Origin of the sequence: Candidatus Stoquefichus massiliensis AP9 (assembly GCF_000455285.1) — a bacterium.
Classification (GTDB): Bacteria; Bacillota_I; Bacilli_A; order Erysipelotrichales; family Coprobacillaceae; genus Stoquefichus; species Stoquefichus massiliensis.
In genome coordinates this window covers 90,673-105,888 of sequence record NZ_HG005290.1, presented here as the reverse complement: position 1 = coordinate 105,888, position 15,216 = coordinate 90,673, and the positions used below count along the sequence as shown (strand labels likewise).

At 29.4% G+C, this 15,216-nt stretch carries 25 protein-coding genes; all 25 read left to right on the top strand.

Annotated elements, in window-relative coordinates; all coding sequences use genetic code 11:
* Nucleotides 1–35 precede the first annotated feature (35 nt).
* Nucleotides 36–209 carry a sporulation protein Cse60 gene (locus BN350_RS20315; RefSeq protein ID WP_081652909.1) on the top strand — a complete coding sequence of 58 codons (174 nt, stop codon included), beginning with the start codon at nucleotides 36–38 and terminating at the stop codon, nucleotides 207–209.
* A 32-nt stretch (nucleotides 210–241) separates the two neighbouring features.
* Nucleotides 242–397, top strand: a complete 156-nt coding sequence (locus tag BN350_RS20310) for a DUF1540 domain-containing protein (RefSeq protein WP_081652908.1) — start codon at nucleotides 242–244, stop codon at nucleotides 395–397.
* A 62-nt stretch (nucleotides 398–459) separates the two neighbouring features.
* Nucleotides 460–930: a hypothetical protein gene (locus BN350_RS11700; RefSeq protein ID WP_028043763.1), complete on the top strand. Its 471-nt coding sequence runs from the start codon at nucleotides 460–462 to the stop codon at nucleotides 928–930.
* On the top strand, nucleotides 927–1,649 hold the full coding sequence (locus BN350_RS11695) for a pseudouridine synthase (protein ID WP_028043762.1): 723 nt from the start codon (nucleotides 927–929) through the stop codon (nucleotides 1,647–1,649). Before BN350_RS11700 ends, BN350_RS11695 begins: the two co-directional genes overlap by 4 nt.
* A gap of 21 nt (nucleotides 1,650–1,670) precedes the next feature.
* Nucleotides 1,671–2,321, top strand: a complete 651-nt coding sequence (gene trmB / locus BN350_RS11690) for a tRNA (guanosine(46)-N7)-methyltransferase TrmB (protein WP_028043761.1) — start codon at nucleotides 1,671–1,673, stop codon at nucleotides 2,319–2,321.
* A 3-nt stretch (nucleotides 2,322–2,324) separates the two neighbouring features.
* Complete coding sequence (locus BN350_RS11685; RefSeq protein WP_028043760.1) at nucleotides 2,325–2,648, top strand: thioredoxin family protein; 324 nt, start codon at nucleotides 2,325–2,327, stop codon at nucleotides 2,646–2,648.
* A gap of 10 nt (nucleotides 2,649–2,658) precedes the next feature.
* Nucleotides 2,659–3,261, top strand: a complete 603-nt coding sequence (gene ytpR / locus BN350_RS11680; RefSeq protein WP_049945567.1) for a YtpR family tRNA-binding protein — start codon at nucleotides 2,659–2,661, stop codon at nucleotides 3,259–3,261.
* Nucleotides 3,262–3,272: 11 nt separating this feature from the next.
* Nucleotides 3,273–3,875 (top strand): hypothetical protein, encoded by a 603-nt coding sequence (locus tag BN350_RS11675; RefSeq protein WP_028043758.1) that lies wholly within the window; start codon nucleotides 3,273–3,275, stop codon nucleotides 3,873–3,875.
* Nucleotides 3,875–4,204, top strand: a complete 330-nt coding sequence (gene acpS, locus BN350_RS11670) for a holo-ACP synthase (protein ID WP_044600298.1) — start codon at nucleotides 3,875–3,877, stop codon at nucleotides 4,202–4,204. Before BN350_RS11675 ends, acpS begins: the two co-directional genes overlap by 1 nt.
* Before the next feature lie 213 nt (nucleotides 4,205–4,417).
* On the top strand, nucleotides 4,418–4,753 hold the full coding sequence (locus tag BN350_RS11665) for a single-stranded DNA-binding protein (protein WP_028043756.1): 336 nt from the start codon (nucleotides 4,418–4,420) through the stop codon (nucleotides 4,751–4,753).
* Between the two features lie 169 nt (nucleotides 4,754–4,922).
* Nucleotides 4,923–6,731: a translation elongation factor 4 gene (gene lepA / locus BN350_RS11660; RefSeq protein ID WP_044600297.1), complete on the top strand. Its 1,809-nt coding sequence runs from the start codon at nucleotides 4,923–4,925 to the stop codon at nucleotides 6,729–6,731.
* A 107-nt stretch (nucleotides 6,732–6,838) separates the two neighbouring features.
* Nucleotides 6,839–8,890, top strand: a complete 2,052-nt coding sequence (locus BN350_RS11655) for a peptidoglycan D,D-transpeptidase FtsI family protein (RefSeq protein ID WP_028043754.1) — start codon at nucleotides 6,839–6,841, stop codon at nucleotides 8,888–8,890.
* A gap of 64 nt (nucleotides 8,891–8,954) precedes the next feature.
* Complete coding sequence (gene rpmG / locus BN350_RS11650) at nucleotides 8,955–9,104, top strand: 50S ribosomal protein L33 (RefSeq protein ID WP_028043753.1); 150 nt, start codon at nucleotides 8,955–8,957, stop codon at nucleotides 9,102–9,104.
* A gap of 39 nt (nucleotides 9,105–9,143) precedes the next feature.
* Complete coding sequence (locus BN350_RS11645; protein ID WP_028043752.1) at nucleotides 9,144–9,755, top strand: MBL fold metallo-hydrolase; 612 nt, start codon at nucleotides 9,144–9,146, stop codon at nucleotides 9,753–9,755.
* A gap of 78 nt (nucleotides 9,756–9,833) precedes the next feature.
* The gene (locus BN350_RS11640) at nucleotides 9,834–10,820 is read left to right on the top strand and encodes an ATPase, T2SS/T4P/T4SS family (protein WP_028043751.1); all 987 of its coding nucleotides are present in this window, start codon (nucleotides 9,834–9,836) and stop codon (nucleotides 10,818–10,820) included.
* Nucleotides 10,813–11,811, top strand: a complete 999-nt coding sequence (locus BN350_RS11635) for a type II secretion system F family protein (RefSeq protein WP_028043750.1) — start codon at nucleotides 10,813–10,815, stop codon at nucleotides 11,809–11,811. Before BN350_RS11640 ends, BN350_RS11635 begins: the two co-directional genes overlap by 8 nt.
* 21 nt (nucleotides 11,812–11,832) lie before the next feature.
* Nucleotides 11,833–12,135, top strand: coding sequence for a competence type IV pilus major pilin ComGC (comGC, locus tag BN350_RS11630; protein ID WP_028043749.1), 303 nt, complete (start codon nucleotides 11,833–11,835; stop codon nucleotides 12,133–12,135).
* Nucleotides 12,089–12,520 carry a competence type IV pilus minor pilin ComGD gene (comGD, locus tag BN350_RS11625; RefSeq protein ID WP_231385277.1) on the top strand — a complete coding sequence of 144 codons (432 nt, stop codon included), beginning with the start codon at nucleotides 12,089–12,091 and terminating at the stop codon, nucleotides 12,518–12,520. The genes comGC and comGD overlap by 47 nt, the downstream gene beginning before the upstream one ends.
* Nucleotides 12,510–12,722, top strand: coding sequence for a hypothetical protein (locus tag BN350_RS21375; RefSeq protein ID WP_028043747.1), 213 nt, complete (start codon nucleotides 12,510–12,512; stop codon nucleotides 12,720–12,722). The genes comGD and BN350_RS21375 overlap by 11 nt, the downstream gene beginning before the upstream one ends.
* 29 nt (nucleotides 12,723–12,751) lie before the next feature.
* Nucleotides 12,752–13,126, top strand: coding sequence for a competence type IV pilus minor pilin ComGF (locus tag BN350_RS11615; protein WP_044600296.1), 375 nt, complete (start codon nucleotides 12,752–12,754; stop codon nucleotides 13,124–13,126).
* On the top strand, nucleotides 13,107–13,484 hold the full coding sequence (locus BN350_RS11610; protein WP_028043745.1) for a hypothetical protein: 378 nt from the start codon (nucleotides 13,107–13,109) through the stop codon (nucleotides 13,482–13,484). The genes BN350_RS11615 and BN350_RS11610 overlap by 20 nt, the downstream gene beginning before the upstream one ends.
* 1 nt (nucleotide 13,485) lies before the next feature.
* On the top strand, nucleotides 13,486–13,638 hold the full coding sequence (locus BN350_RS20660; RefSeq protein WP_155849105.1) for a hypothetical protein: 153 nt from the start codon (nucleotides 13,486–13,488) through the stop codon (nucleotides 13,636–13,638).
* Nucleotides 13,639–13,728: 90 nt separating this feature from the next.
* Nucleotides 13,729–14,286: an elongation factor P gene (gene efp / locus BN350_RS11600; RefSeq protein ID WP_028043744.1), complete on the top strand. Its 558-nt coding sequence runs from the start codon at nucleotides 13,729–13,731 to the stop codon at nucleotides 14,284–14,286.
* Nucleotides 14,287–14,349: 63 nt separating this feature from the next.
* Nucleotides 14,350–14,808 carry a SpoIIIAH-like family protein gene (locus BN350_RS11595; RefSeq protein ID WP_028043743.1) on the top strand — a complete coding sequence of 153 codons (459 nt, stop codon included), beginning with the start codon at nucleotides 14,350–14,352 and terminating at the stop codon, nucleotides 14,806–14,808.
* Nucleotides 14,809–14,863: 55 nt separating this feature from the next.
* Nucleotides 14,864–15,211 (top strand): Asp23/Gls24 family envelope stress response protein, encoded by a 348-nt coding sequence (locus BN350_RS11590; RefSeq protein ID WP_028043742.1) that lies wholly within the window; start codon nucleotides 14,864–14,866, stop codon nucleotides 15,209–15,211.
* Nucleotides 15,212–15,216: the final 5 nt, after the last annotated feature.

Below are 15,216 nucleotides of genomic sequence, written 5' to 3'. Positions count from 1 at the left end.
CAAAATTTTTATATATCATATGCTAAAATGTATTTATGAAAATAAAAATTATTGAAAAAACACATGAACTTGATTTAGAAGATGCCTTGAATGAGTTTGTTGAAAAGGAAAATCCTGATATTCAAGATCTTCAGTATCAAGTTACAATGACATCACATAATGGTGAGTTAGAATATAGTTTCAGTTGCATGATTGTATATTTGCCTTGATTTACGCCATAATAAAATATGGAGGTGAAACCATGGCTAAAGATGTAAAATGTAGCGTGGATACTTGTAAATACTATTGTGATGGATGTTGTGAAGCAAACTGCATTCATGTCAATAACTGTCGTTGCAAAGAAGCAAAAGATGTTGCAGAAACAGCTTGTGACACATTTGAATGTAAATGTAAGTAGAAAGGCTAGAAATAGCCTTTTTTCATTAAGGAAAAAATGCTATAATAAAAAAAGGTGATAAGATGAAGAAATTAATATTGTTAATATGTCTTCTTGCATTGTGTAGTGCCTGTCAGCAAACGGAACAATATTCAGAATTTGATGTGTATCAAGAAATGAAAGATAATTTAATAAAATGTCATGACTTTGATAATGAATATCCGTTTCATATACAATTAGTTTTTAATAAACTTGAACAAAAATATCGTTATGATCTTATTATAGATCAGCCACAAGTTGATATGTATGATATTCAAGCATTAGCATATGCTAATGAAGATGATAAACAGACTTGTCCTGTAATTGGTATATTTGATGATGAACCATTTCATCTTAAAAGAAATTATATTAATAAAGCTGAAAATTTTTATAAAGGAATTCAATTGTCAGGTGAGTGTGATGAGATGGAAAATGTTAAGGTATATGTAAGTTATTACACGGATGAATCAAAAACAAAAAAAGAAACAAAGTATATTGAGGTGAAACATGAATGAGAATAGATAAACTTTTAGCACACAGTGGATTTGGAAGCCGTAAAGAAGTAAAAGAATTAATTAAAAAAGGAATAGTCATTGTTAATGGTGAAAAAATAAAGAAAGATAAAATTCATGTTGACCCTATGAGAGATGAAATCTGGGTAGATGATCAACAAATTATTTATGAAGAACATGTTTATTATATGTTGAATAAACCTGCTGGATATGTGAGCGCAACAGAAGATAAATTATATCCAACTGTTGTCGAACTTATTGATGATTATTATCGTGATGATTTATTTCCTGTAGGTCGATTAGATGTGGATACTGAGGGTTTGCTCATCATGACGAATGATGGTGTATTAGCTCATCAATTACTTTCACCTAAAAAACATTGTCCTAAGGTTTATTATGCGAAAATCAAAGGTGTTGTGAATGAAAATGATATTCAAAAATTTCTTAAAGGAATTGTGATTAATGATGATTATCAATGTCAAAGTGCACATTTGAAGATTATATCAACAACTAGCACAGAGAGTGAAATTGAAGTTGAAATCTATGAAGGTAAGTTCCATCAAGTGAAAAAAATGTTTTTAGCAGTGGGAAAAGAAGTGACATATTTAAAGAGAATTCGTATGAAAGATCTAGAATTAGACAATTCATTAGAATTAGGTGCTTATAGAAGATTGACTGATGAAGAATTAGATAGATTAAAAGATGAATCTGTGCTACAATAATATAAAATATTGGAGGAAAATATGCGTTTAAGAAATAACCCAAAAGCAAATGAGATTTTAGAAAATCACAAAGAATTTGTTGTTCTAAATACAAAAAGTCACAAAGGAAAATGGCATGAAATTTTTGGTGATGATCATCCTATTTATATTGAAATTGGAATGGGAAAAGGTGATTTTATTATTGAAAATGCAAAAAAATATCCAGATGTTAATTTTATAGGTATTGAAAAATTTCCAAGTGTTCTTGTTGGAGCAATTAAGAAGATAGATGATATTGGAGAAAATTTATCTAACTTAAGATTGATGAAAGAAGATGCATTAGAATTAACAGACGTATTTGATTGCCATGAAGTTGATCGTATTTATCTTAATTTTAGTGATCCCTGGCCAAAGAAGAAGCATACAAAACGTCGTTTGACATCTGAGACTTTTTTACCTATCTATAAAGAGATATTAAATATATCAGGTGAATTAATTTTAAAAACAGATAATCGTATTTTATTTGAATATTCATTACTCTCCTTTCAACATTATGGTCTAAACTTTGAAGATGTATGTTTAGATTTACACCATAGTGAAGGGTATGAAGATAATATTCAAACAGAATATGAACGTAAATTTTCACCTTATGGTCCAATTTACAGAATTGTAACAACATTTAAAGGAGAATAATCTATGGATAAATTAATAAAAATTAATGATTTAAAAACTTATGAAGAGGCAATATCTAAAGGACAGGCAATGATGGTTTTTTCTACAACATGGTGTCCTGATTGTCATTTTTTAAAGACATTTATTGATGAACTTGTTAATGAAAATCCGCAATGGACTTTCTATTATATTGATCGTGATGATATGGTTGATTTATGTATTGATTTAGAAATTATGGGAATTCCATCATTTGTTGCCTATAAAGATGGTCATGAAGTTTCTAGGTTAGTAAATAAATTACGTAAGACGAAAAATGAAATACAAGCATTTATTGATGCAATAGAATAGGTGGGATATGATGAATTTACATGCATTTTATAATCATCAATATGTTGGTGATATCTTATTTGTGAGATTAACAGATATAAGGAAAGTAGATAAGTATGAAAGAAGAGATGATTTATGTACTTTATATCATAGAGATGAAATTATTGGTTATAATCTTTTTCATGCATCTACATATATTTCAGATTTAAAAGACGGTCAAATAAAAATAACCCCTCAGTTTGTAGATGAATTGAATCAAGTTATGCAGCATTATCAACACTCAAAAGTAGAAAGTAATTTTGATGATGGATTTCATGTGGGAAAAATCATTGATATGAAGGAGCATCCTGATTCTGATCATATGCATATTTGTCAGGTAGATGTGGGTAGTGAAATTCTGCAAATTGTTTGTGGAGCTCCTAACGTTGCTCTTCATCAATTTGTTGTTGTTGCAAAGCCAGGAGCTGTGATGCCTTCTGGTTTGGTTATTAAACCTTCTCAATTGCGCGGTATTCCTTCATCAGGTATGCTCTGTTCTCCAAGAGAACTTGCTTTAGAGAATGCCCCACAAACACGAGGTATACTTGTTTTAGATGAACAGAATTATCGAATTGGCGATTCATTTTTTAAATAGGAGGAAGACATATGTTTAAGAAATTTTTTGGACGAGATGAAGAAGATGAGGAAGTCTTTGAAACAGTGGATCCTGTTTTAGAGCAACGACGTAAGGAAAAATTTAGTACTCCTCTCATTTACAATGAAGATGAAGAAGAGAAAAAAGTTGAAGAAAAGAAAGTCGAAGTTAAAAAAACTGAGCCTAAGAAAGTTGCATTAGATACAAATTATCGTATGAGTGAAATTATTTCACCAATTACTGGTTTAAAAGAAAAAAGAAAACCTGAGGTTAAACCAACAAAACCTAAAGTCAAAAAAATAAAAAAAGAAACTGATGAACTTATTCCAATTATTAGTCCTTTTTATGGACCAGCTTCTCAACTTGAAGAGGAAAAAAAAGAAATTGTGGAAACCCAACCAATAAAAGAAGAACCAAGTGTTGAGCAGAATTTACGTAATATTGCTCATATTGTTGAAGAAGAACAAGATCAATTAAAAATTATTGAAGAGAGAACTGGAGAGTTTAAACTTGATTTTCAAAATAAAGATGAAGATTCATTTATTGATGAGATTGATGATTCAATGAGTTTAGATGAACTTATGAGTCTTTACGAAAAGAAATTTAAAGATTGATGAGAGGTATTGGTGTTGACATTATTGATCTTGATCGTTTAGATATTGAAAATCTTCATTTTGTAGAGAGAATTCTTAGTGTGAATGAATATCAGCTTTTTTGTCAGATGAAATCTAAACAGCGTCGTTTAGAATTTTTGGGAGGACGATTTGCTGGTAAAGAAGCATATCTTAAAGCTAATCATAAAGGATTAGGTGGAATTGATTTCCATGATATTGAGATTTTAAATGATAAAGATGGTAGTCCATATTTAAACGATAAACATGCACTTATTTCAATTTCTCATGAAAAAAAATATGCTATAGCATTTGTTGTTGTAGAAAAGTAGTAAAAAGCACAAAAAATGTGCTTTTTTTATTTAAGATTTATAATCTAATTTTTCAAATTTAGACATCATTTCATCTCTTTTCATACTATTTTTATTAGTTTTGATAGTTTTACTCTTCCAAAATACGTGAAATTTTCATAAAAATACCTATTTTGATGAAATTTGGTCATTTCATGAGAATCATATATACTATAGGCAAGGAGGAAATATAAAATGTTTAACGAAATTATAATTATTGGGAGATTAGCAAGTGAACCAATCTTAAGAGAAACGCCTAATGGGATTAAACTTGCAACAATTGTTTTAGATGTAGAAAGACCATATCGTAATAATTTAGGATTAAAAGATCATGATTTTATTAGTTGTGTATTGTGGAAAGGGATTAGTGCTTCAGTGATGGAATGTTGTGAGATAGGCAGTTTTTTAGGAGTAAAGGGACGTCTCCAATCTAAGACATTTGAATCATCAGATCATCAGACAACGACAATCATGGAGGTAAAAGTCGAACACGTTGAATTTGTTGATAAATATTTGTTAGAACGGAAATGAATATATCTTTAAAAATATGAGTTTTCACAAGTGAATCATAATTTAACAATTTCAATTATAAACAGTATAAGCAAATGTTTTATAGAAAAGTTGTCTAATGGTGACTTTTCTATTTCTTTTTTATGGAGAATTGTGTAAAATAGATTAGGTAAAAGAAAGGAGTTTGATTATGAATATAGATCAATCACATATAAGAAATTTTTCTATCATTGCCCATATCGACCATGGAAAATCTACTTTGGCTGATAGAATATTACAGCTTACTGGTGCAGTGAGTGACAGAGAAATGAAAGAACAGCTCCTTGATAGTATGGATTTGGAAAGAGAACGTGGTATCACTATTAAACTTAATGCTGTACAGTTAACATATACAGCCAAGAATGGTGAAACGTATTTATTGCATCTTATAGATACACCGGGTCATGTGGACTTTACATATGAAGTTTCTCGTTCATTAGCAGCGTGTGAAGGTGCTGTTCTGGTAGTAGATGCAGCTCAAGGTGTTGAAGCGCAAACACTTGCCAATGTTTTTTTAGCCTTAGATAATGATTTGGAAATCTTGCCTGTTATTAATAAAGTGGATTTACCAAGCGCTGATCCACAACGTGTGATTCATGAAATAGAAGATGTCATAGGGCTGCCAGCTGATGAAGCTCCTTTGATTTCTGCTAAAACTGGATTAAATGTTATTGATGTACTAGAAGATATTGTGATGAATGTTCCTGCTCCTAAAGGGACTATAGAAAACCCAACACAGGCTCTTATTTTCGATTCATTATATGATAGTTATCGTGGAGTTATTGTTTTTGTATGCGTCAAAGAGGGGCGTGTACGTGTTGGTGATCAAATTAAGTTTATGGCTACAGATGCTATCTATGAAGTTGTTGAAGTAGGTGTTAGAACGCCAAAAGAAGTTAAAAAGAATGAACTCATGACTGGTGAAGTTGGATGGATTGCTGCATCTATTAAATCTATCCAAGATGTTCATGTTGGAGATACGATTACCACTTTATCACAAGAATCAACAGAACAGTTACCAGGTTATCGTCAATTGAATCCAATGGTGTATTGCGGTTTATATCCTGTTGATAATGCAAAATATAAAGATTTAAGAGAAGCATTGGAAAAAATGAAATTAAGTGATTCTTCACTTATTTTTGAACCTGAAACATCTCAGGCTTTAGGTTTTGGTTTTAGATGTGGTTTTTTGGGGTTACTCCATATGGATGTTATTGAAGAAAGATTAGAAAGAGAGTTTGATTTAGATTTAATAGCGACTGCCCCTTCAGTTGTTTATCATTGTTACTTAACAGATGGAACGATGGTAGAAATTGATAATCCTGCCATGTTACCTGGTCCACAGCGAATTGATTATATTGAAGAACCTTATGTTAAAGCTTCAATTATGACTCCTAATGAATACGTAGGTCCTATTATGGAATTATGTCAGTCTAAACGTGGTGAATATCAGGATATTGAATATATTGATGATTTAAGACGTAATGTAATGTATATGATTCCATTAAGTGAGATTGTTTATGATTTTTTTGATAAACTTAAATCATGTACTAAAGGGTATGCATCATTTGATTATGAACTTCATGGATATAAACAAAGTCAATTAACACGTATGGATATTCTTTTAAATGGTGAAATTGTTGATGCTTTATCAACAATTGTTCATAAAGATTTTGCATATAATCGTGGTCGCATTATTTGTGAAAAATTAAAAGAAATTATTCCAAAACAAATGTTTGAAGTTCCTATTCAAGCTGCACTTCAAGGAAAAGTCATTGCTAGAACAAATATTAAAGCTATGCGTAAAAATGTTTTAGCAAAATGCTATGGCGGTGATATTTCTCGTAAGAAAAAACTTTTAGAAAAACAAAAAGAAGGAAAGAAAAGGATGAAAGCAGTAGGAAGTGTTGAAATACCGCAAGAAGCTTTTATGGCTATATTATCTGTTGATGATGATTAAATGTTGAATTAAAATCATGGAAAGAGAATTTGTGAAATTCTCTTTTTCTTTTGGGTTGATTTACTTTCAATATCGTTTATAATATAATAAGTCATGGAGGTGAAGATATGGGGCTGTTTAAGAAAAATCAGATAAGATTTAATGGTCAAAAAGAAATTGAATCTAAAATGAAAAATCAAACAAATAATGTAATCTCTAGAAGATTTAAAATATTAATGGCTAGTGTTGCAATAATGGGGGCTATTTTACTCATACGTTTGTTTATGACTCAAATTAGCCAAAAAGATTATTATGCTGCCAAACTCACACAATATAATACCAGTGTTTTTACTGCAGATACTTTTAGAGGGAATATATATGATAGAAATTATAATCGATTAGTTTATAATAAAAATATTAATTGTGCGACTTATTATGCAGTTAAAAACATTAAAGAAGAAGAAATTAATACTATTGTCAATTTTTTAATAAAGAATGTTAATGTAGATATTGAAAGTGTTACTCAACGTGATAAAAAAGATTTTTTGATTTTGAAAGATGATGATTATGTCAAAAGTTTATTGAGTGCAGATGAATTAAAAGCAGAAAACGATACAATATATAAATTAAAATTAGATCGTATAACTGATGATATATTAAATGATAAATTAAATAATAATGATATAAAATATTATATGTTATTCTCTAAAATTTCAAATTGTAGAAGTGGATCTGTTGTTTTGTTAGAAAATTTATCTATAAAAGAAGCAAGTTTAATTGGTGAAAACTCTAGTTTATTAAGAGGAATCAAAGTTACAAATGACTGGTCTCGTGAATATACATATGAGAATACCTTTAAGTCTGTTCTTGGAAGAGTAACGACTAAAAAACAAGGACTACCAGCAAGTACAAAAGATATTTTATTAGCAGAAGATTATAACAATGATTCACGTGTTGGAGTCAGTGGGCTTGAATCACAATATGAAAGTGTTTTGGCTGGATCAGCAGCAAAGTATTCTATGACTTATGATAGTGCAGGAAATCCAATTATCAAATCAGTTTCAAGTGGTTCTAAAGGTGATAATATTAGATTAACTATTGATTGGGAACTACAAGAATATTTGAATGATTTGATAGAAAGTTTTTTGAAAAGTCGTCAGGGAGGTCAATATAACAATCATATCTTTGTCACTTTAATGGATCCTAATAATGGTGAAATTGTTGCTATGGCAGGAAAACAAAGAGATACGAAAACAGGTGAAATATCAGATTATGCATCTGGTAACTATTTATCTGCTTATGCTATTGGTTCAACATTCAAGGGTGGTACGATTTACACAGGTTTTAAAGAAGGCCTAATCACAAAAAATACGTACTTTAATGACACGGCAGAGGGTATACAAATTGCGGGCACTCCTATTAAACGTTCATGGAATAAAAGCGGTCTAGGAAGATTAAATGAAGTTCAAGCACTTGCTAAGTCATCCAATGTTTATATGTTTTATGTGGCTATTCGTTTAGGTGGAGGAACCTATGAAAAAGGGAAACCCCTTTATATAAATCAAGAAGCATTTGATACATTAAGGCAAGATGTTGGAGAACTTGGTTTAGGTGTTAAAACAGGAATTGATGTTCCTAGTGAAAGTTTAGGATATCGTGGATCAGTGACAAGTCGTCAAGGTGGTAATTTACTCGACTTTTCAATTGGACAATATGATACTTATACACCAATTCAAATGGCACAATATGTCTCTACTATCGCAAATGGAGGGAAACGTGTTCAGCCTCATTTATTTTTAGAATCTTTTAATGAAAATGATGAAGGTCAAAAAATATCATTATTACAGCATAAAGTTAAGGTATTAGATGATGTTTCAAGTTATACTCTCGCGTTTGAACGTGTTCAAACAGGGTTTAGAGAAGGGTGTGTTACTGGACTTGCAAAGGCTATGAATGGATATTATCAGGCGGCTGGAAAAACTGGTACTGCTCAGGTCATGATTAATGGAACAGAATATCAAAACAAAGCATTTATTGGGTATGCGCCTTACAATGCTCCTCAAATTTCCATTGCTTGCATATCAGAAAGTCAGTCATCATCTTCTTCAAGCGCGTGTAATAGTATTTCTAAACAAGCATTAACAAAATATTTTGATAAATATGGTGTAAAAAATAAATAAAGTGTAGCATTTTTCAAAACTTTATGCTATTATAGTATGGCGAAGTCACGATGGAGGTGTAATAATGAGAGAAAACATCATTTTAAAATGTACTGAATGTGGTGAAGAAAACTACATTAATACTAAAAATAAAAGAAATCATCCAGAGAGAATGGAAGTTAAGAAATACTGTCCAAGATGTAATAAAAAAACTGCTCATAAAGAAAAGAAATAAGCCTGATGGCTTTTTTTCTTTAGAGAAAGGAAAATAAATATGATAAAAAAATTAATATTAGGTACAATGCAAACAAATTGTTATGTTGTTTATAATGAATTTAATGAAAGTATAATTATTGATCCTGGTGCAAACGGACAAAAGGTTGTTAAATATATTACAGAACATGAACTGAAAGTTGTGGCAATTTTATTGACACATGGTCATTTTGATCATATAGGAGCAGTTGATTATTTATATGAACATTATCATTGTCCTATTTATACACATCAAGAATCAATGGCGCTTCTTAGCAATCCACAATTAAATCTTTCTTTTTATGAAAAATCTTTTATTGTAAAATCACAAGTATCAGCTTCATCACCCATAATGCATATAGCTAATTATGAAATACATTGGTTTTTATTGGAAGGACATTGCCAGGGGAGCAGTATGATTTATATAAAAGATGAAAATGCCATGTTTAGTGGAGATGTTTTATTTGCTGGTTCAATTGGAAGATTTGATTTTCCAACATCATCTCATTTACAAACAAAACAGTCTATGATAAAAATAAAAGAAATGGATTTTGATGCAAGGCTTTTACCAGGTCATGGTGAAGAGAGTACATTGTATTATGAACAACAAAATAACCCTTATTTAAAGTCATAATAAAAAAATATGACTTTTTTTTGTATAAAAAAAGAAAAATTGATTTTTTTTGCGTATATATATAGTAGGAGGGTAATTATGGATGAACTATTTGATAAGATGATTTATCGAGCATTAAAGAAAAGAGCAACTGATATTCACATGATTTTAAAGGAAAATTTAACAATTCGCTTTAGAATTTTTGGACAATTAGAAAAGTATGACTGTATGGATAACGATGTGGGAAGCAAATTAATGAATTATATTAAGTATAGATCTTTGATTAATACAAATTATCGTTTGCTTCCACAAACAGGAGATTTTTCAATACATATTCATCAAAAGGAGTATTTTCTAAGAATATCTTATTTGCCATCACAGGAATTTGAAAGTATTGTTATAAGAATTTTAAATAATCATGAAATTGGTACAATTCAGGAACTTACATATCAGGAGGATGTATGTCAGTATCTAACATGGTTAAGCAAACAGGAAAGTGGTCTTTTTTTAATTAGTGGAGCCACTGGATCAGGAAAGTCTACAACATTATATACAATTCTTAAAGAAATCATTCAGCATAACAACAAAAATATTATTACTATCGAAGATCCGATAGAAATGCATTTAGAAAATTGTTTACAAATTGAACTTAATGAAAAGTTAGGAATAACATATCATGATACACTTAGACAGATTTTAAGACATGATCCAGATGTTATTATGATAGGGGAAATTCGTGATGTAGACACAGCTAAAATAGCTATTACATGTGCTTTGACTGGACATCTTGTTTTAACAACAATTCATGCTAGTAATGCTATTTTATCATTGAAACGTTTAATGAATTTAGAAATTAATGAAACGGATATTTGTGATGTAATGATTGGAGCAATGTCTCAAAAAATGAAGTATGATGAAGCTAACCAAAGAGTAATAGTATTATCTGAATTAATGAATAGACAACAGATTCTATCTTATTTTCAAAAGAATGTTACTTCGTATATGACATTTGCAAAACAAGCACAAAAATTAATCAATCAAGGATTTGATCAACAATTATTTTTAGGAGAGTGTAAGAGTGAATAAAGATTATATGTTTTTGAAAAATTTGTATACGTTATTGGAATCAGGATATAGTGTTGAAGAATCGCTCAAAATTTGTCAGAACATTATGCATTATCCAATGATTGAGAAGATGATTGATAAATTAAGAAATGGAGAATCGCTTGAAGTTGTTATATCATATAGTGACTTTCCTAAATTGTTTTTGGAGTACTTTTATTTTTTCAAAAATAAGAATTGCTTATCAGAAGCGATTCAAAAAAGTTTAGATATTTGTGTAATGAAACAAGAATATCAAAATCAATTAAAATCCAAATTAACTTATCCTCTTATTTTGATGGCTTTTCTATTACTCTTTTCTATATTTGTTGTCTTTGTTTTATTGCCTAATGTTAATCAGTTATTTGATTCATTTCAGATACATAAAAGTTTCATGACACAATTAATGTTTCTTTTCTTTTATACAATGCCTATATTTGTTATTGGGATAGGTGTAAGTGTTATATTTTTATTAGTAAGATTGTTCTATGCTCTACAAAAAAAGTCATATCAGGTCATTGAATGGTATTTAAAGCTACCTATATTTAAAGTCTGTTTACAGAAATATTTTTCATTAAAATTTGCTGTCTATTATCATGAATTACTTAATGAAGAGATAGATAGTACAAGTATCATTGCTCTATTAAATGAACAGATGACAGAGAGTGATTTAAAGATAGTTCTTTATGAAATAAATAATCGATTGCATGATGGAGAAGCACTAGAAGATATTTTAGAAGACTTTGAATATTTCGATCAGTTATTTTTGAGTTTTTTTCAAATGTATATGAAGAATCCGAATCAAAAACAATCGTTATCACATTATATTGATTTAACTTATGAACAAATTGATTTATGGATTTCTCAGTTTCTTAAATATTTTGTACCATCAATTTATGGATTTGTTGCTATATTTGTTATAACAATTTATGTGTCAATTATCATACCAATGATGAATGTTATATCAGATATATAACTGAAAGGGAGGAATGAAAGAATGAATAAAAATGGGTTTACTTTAATTGAAATGATTTTTTGTATAAGTGTTATACTTGTAATCCTACTTCTTGTTATACCAAATGTTACTTCAAAAAACACAGTTGTAAAAAATAAAGGATGTGAAGCACAAATAGAAGTAGTCAATTCACAGATTTTATTATATGAAATTGAAAATGGTGAATTACCAATAAGTATTTCTGATCTAACTAGTGGGACTCACCCATATCTTACTGAAAAACAAGGGGTATGTCCAAATGGAAAATCTATTTCAATTAGTGATGGACAGGCGTATGCTGACTAATAAAGGTTTTACGTTAATTGAAACACTTTTTGTTTTATTTATTATATGTATGTTATCTATGATTTCAATGACATTACATATGCCACAAAAAAGTGCTGATGTTCAAATTAAAGAAATTGTCAGTTTTCTAAATGAGGCAAAGTTGACTGCAATGACTTATAAACAAACAGTAACATTAAAGTTCAATGGATCATTAGTCTCTTATCAATGTCTTAACAGGCAACGAGATTATGAACTCAATCAACAATTTTATTTCGATAATCATCAAATGACATTTAATGATTTTGGAAATATTAAAGGGGCAAAGACAGTTATTCTCCATACTCAAAACAAGAATTATCATTTTGTATATCAGGTAGGGAGTGGGTGCTTTTATGTTGAATAGAAAAGGATCAACACTTATAGAAAGTTTATTAGCTTTTGAGATCTTTATAAGTGTTCTCGTTTTATACACAGGATTAATGACCACTGTTTTTTCTCAGGAAGTAAAGATTAATCGTTTTTACGAACAGATATTAGTGAAAGAAGGTGAAATATCATATTCAGAAGATTTTGTCGAGATAGCAGAGATGGCTTTACACTCGTAGAAGTATTACTCTCACTTGGGATTACACTAATGATAGTATCAAGTTTATTTGGTATGTATCGTCTCATTGGGCATACTCAAAATATAACAGTTGCAAATGAGGATATCTATATTGCTGCTAAACAGGTGAGTCAGGAAGTTCTAGGAACATGTTATGAAGAAGTGGGTCAAACTTATGAATATATCAATCGTAATGGTGAAACATTCACATTTGAACTTGATAATCATAGATTAGTGAAGACTCCTGGATTTGAAATAATGTTAACCGATATTGATGATTTATCATTTGAAATAGAGAATGACTTTATTTATATGAGTATTTCACGTGATAAAAAGGATTACCGTTTTATGTTAACTTATGTGAAAGAGAAGCAGGAGATTGATGATGAAATTATTGAACAATAAAGGCTCTGTTTTGCAAGTTGTTCTTGTTACTTTTATGGTGATGACTTTTTCACTGACAGTAGGTTTATTTATGATAAATCAGAACACAAATCATTATCAACAGATAGATTTATTAATGAAACAAAAAAATTTAGAAATTCTTCTTACAAAATATTATGTTGAATCCATGCAAAATGATATTTTGTTAAGTGATAATTTTATGGATGATCACTATTCTTTGAGTAGTATGATAGATGATTTAGGAACTTATTATGAAATCACCACAACATTAACATCTGAAGATATGAATTATTCATTTCTATTACAGATTCAAACTGAAACCTTTGAAGTAACAAAATTTGAATATTTGGAGGGATAATATGTTATATATTATATTTGCATTATTAGGTGTTTGTTTTTCATTGACTGTTTATCGTGAAAGAGAATGTCATGATGAAAAAAGAAAACATCAATTTAGTATTGCTATTGCGATATTACTATCTATTATTGCATTACTTGTCATTTTATTTTAATTCAGCGAAAATGACAAAACTATTTTTGTTTTACATATACTTAAAAATTTGTTATAATGCTAAAGGAAACTTACAAAGGAGAGATTAAATATGATTAATGTTGGTGATTTAAGACCCGGTATGACTTTTCAATATGATGGTAATTTATATGTTGTCTTAGAATATTCACATAATAAAACAGCCCGTGCAGCTGCAAATATTAGAGTGAAAATGAAAAATATGAGAACAGGTTCAACAACAGAAGTTACTTTTGGAAATAGTGAAAAGGTAGCTAAAGCACATATCGAAAAGAGAAAAATGCAATATTTATATGATGCAGCTGATATGTTAGTTTTTATGGATAATGAAACTTATGAACAAATTGAAATTCCAGCTGATCATTTAAAATGGGAAATGAATTTTTTAAAACCTTCTGATGATGTAGAAGTAACAAGTTTTGAAAGTGAAGTTTTAGGCGTACAATTGCCTGTTAATGTTGCTTTTACAATTACTGAAACTGAACCAGCTGTTAAAGGTGATACAGCAACTGGAGCAACAAAAAATGCGACAATTGAAACAGGATTTCAAATTAAAGTTCCTTTATTTATTAGTGAAGGAGAAAAAGTTATTGTTAACACTGAAGATGGGAAATATCAAGGAAGAGCGTAAGCTCTTTTTTTCATATTTATGCTTGTTGAAACATATAGTATATAAGAAAAAGGAGAATGGGATATGAATAAACAAGCTTTTACTTTTTTAACACTTTTTAGTTTGATACTTGTCTTATCTATTTATTATATTATGTTGCCACCAAGTACCAATGAGGAAGTTGTTACAAGTACACAAACAACAATTCAGCAATTACAAGAACAACTTAACAAAAAAAGAGAAGATATTATTTCTAAGAACAATGAAATTATTGCTAAAGAATCAAGTACATCCGATTCTATTAATGAAGCTTTAGAAACAATTAGTGAAACAAAAAATATAGGAGAGAAAGAAAAGAGTATTGTTGCAAAGATTAAAGAATTAGGCTATTCAGATGCCTATGTTGAAATTGAAAATCAAACAATCAAAGTTACAGTCATGAAAAAAGATGCAACACAAAGTGATGCTTCAAAAGTTATTAAAGAAATTTTAAATCTTGTAGGAGATAATTATCAGGTAGAAGTAAAATTTATTAGTGAATAAACTTGTAATTTTATAACTTTTTATATACAATAGAGTATAGAAAAGAGGTAATGTTATGGCACATAATGAATATTATACATTTGATCAAGGTACTGTGAATGGTAAAATATTGATGAATGTTCAAGTCTTTGATGAAATTACAAAAAGAACAGTTAATGAAATGAAAAATGTTTCTTTAGATACATCTAAGGGAATACAAATCCCAGGAACAAAAGCTGTTGTATCTTGTTCTATCAAAGATAACGAAATCTATGTAAACATTCATGTTCGTATCAAATATGGAGTCAATGTATCTCAAATTACAAAAGAAATTCAAGAGAAAATAGCAATTTCAATTAAACAGATGACAGATGTCAATGTGAAACATATTGATATTGAAGTTGATAATATTGATTTTGAATAATGAAA

What these genes read in the sequence shown, in the direction of transcription:
- BN350_RS20315 (WP_081652909.1), top strand. Translation starts at nt 36, where the DNA reads ATGAAAATAAAAATTATTGAAAAAACACATGAACTTGATTTAGAAGAT.
- BN350_RS20310 (WP_081652908.1), top strand. Translation starts at nt 242, where the DNA reads ATGGCTAAAGATGTAAAATGTAGCGTGGATACTTGTAAATACTATTGT.
- BN350_RS11700 (WP_028043763.1), top strand. Translation starts at nt 460, where the DNA reads ATGAAGAAATTAATATTGTTAATATGTCTTCTTGCATTGTGTAGTGCC.
- BN350_RS11695 (WP_028043762.1), top strand. Translation starts at nt 927, where the DNA reads ATGAGAATAGATAAACTTTTAGCACACAGTGGATTTGGAAGCCGTAAA.
- trmB (WP_028043761.1), top strand. Translation starts at nt 1,671, where the DNA reads ATGCGTTTAAGAAATAACCCAAAAGCAAATGAGATTTTAGAAAATCAC.
- BN350_RS11685 (WP_028043760.1), top strand. Translation starts at nt 2,325, where the DNA reads ATGGATAAATTAATAAAAATTAATGATTTAAAAACTTATGAAGAGGCA.
- ytpR (WP_049945567.1), top strand. Translation starts at nt 2,659, where the DNA reads ATGAATTTACATGCATTTTATAATCATCAATATGTTGGTGATATCTTA.
- BN350_RS11675 (WP_028043758.1), top strand. Translation starts at nt 3,273, where the DNA reads ATGTTTAAGAAATTTTTTGGACGAGATGAAGAAGATGAGGAAGTCTTT.
- acpS (WP_044600298.1), top strand. Translation starts at nt 3,875, where the DNA reads ATGAGAGGTATTGGTGTTGACATTATTGATCTTGATCGTTTAGATATT.
- BN350_RS11665 (WP_028043756.1), top strand. Translation starts at nt 4,418, where the DNA reads ATGTTTAACGAAATTATAATTATTGGGAGATTAGCAAGTGAACCAATC.
- lepA (WP_044600297.1), top strand. Translation starts at nt 4,923, where the DNA reads ATGAATATAGATCAATCACATATAAGAAATTTTTCTATCATTGCCCAT.
- BN350_RS11655 (WP_028043754.1), top strand. Translation starts at nt 6,839, where the DNA reads ATGGGGCTGTTTAAGAAAAATCAGATAAGATTTAATGGTCAAAAAGAA.
- rpmG (WP_028043753.1), top strand. Translation starts at nt 8,955, where the DNA reads ATGAGAGAAAACATCATTTTAAAATGTACTGAATGTGGTGAAGAAAAC.
- BN350_RS11645 (WP_028043752.1), top strand. Translation starts at nt 9,144, where the DNA reads ATGATAAAAAAATTAATATTAGGTACAATGCAAACAAATTGTTATGTT.
- BN350_RS11640 (WP_028043751.1), top strand. Translation starts at nt 9,834, where the DNA reads ATGGATGAACTATTTGATAAGATGATTTATCGAGCATTAAAGAAAAGA.
- comGC (WP_028043749.1), top strand. Translation starts at nt 11,833, where the DNA reads ATGAATAAAAATGGGTTTACTTTAATTGAAATGATTTTTTGTATAAGT.
- comGD (WP_231385277.1), top strand. Translation starts at nt 12,089, where the DNA reads ATGGAAAATCTATTTCAATTAGTGATGGACAGGCGTATGCTGACTAAT.
- BN350_RS21375 (WP_028043747.1), top strand. Translation starts at nt 12,510, where the DNA reads ATGTTGAATAGAAAAGGATCAACACTTATAGAAAGTTTATTAGCTTTT.
- BN350_RS11615 (WP_044600296.1), top strand. Translation starts at nt 12,752, where the DNA reads ATGATAGTATCAAGTTTATTTGGTATGTATCGTCTCATTGGGCATACT.
- BN350_RS11610 (WP_028043745.1), top strand. Translation starts at nt 13,107, where the DNA reads ATGAAATTATTGAACAATAAAGGCTCTGTTTTGCAAGTTGTTCTTGTT.
- BN350_RS20660 (WP_155849105.1), top strand. Translation starts at nt 13,486, where the DNA reads ATGTTATATATTATATTTGCATTATTAGGTGTTTGTTTTTCATTGACT.
- efp (WP_028043744.1), top strand. Translation starts at nt 13,729, where the DNA reads ATGATTAATGTTGGTGATTTAAGACCCGGTATGACTTTTCAATATGAT.
- BN350_RS11595 (WP_028043743.1), top strand. Translation starts at nt 14,350, where the DNA reads ATGAATAAACAAGCTTTTACTTTTTTAACACTTTTTAGTTTGATACTT.
- BN350_RS11590 (WP_028043742.1), top strand. Translation starts at nt 14,864, where the DNA reads ATGGCACATAATGAATATTATACATTTGATCAAGGTACTGTGAATGGT.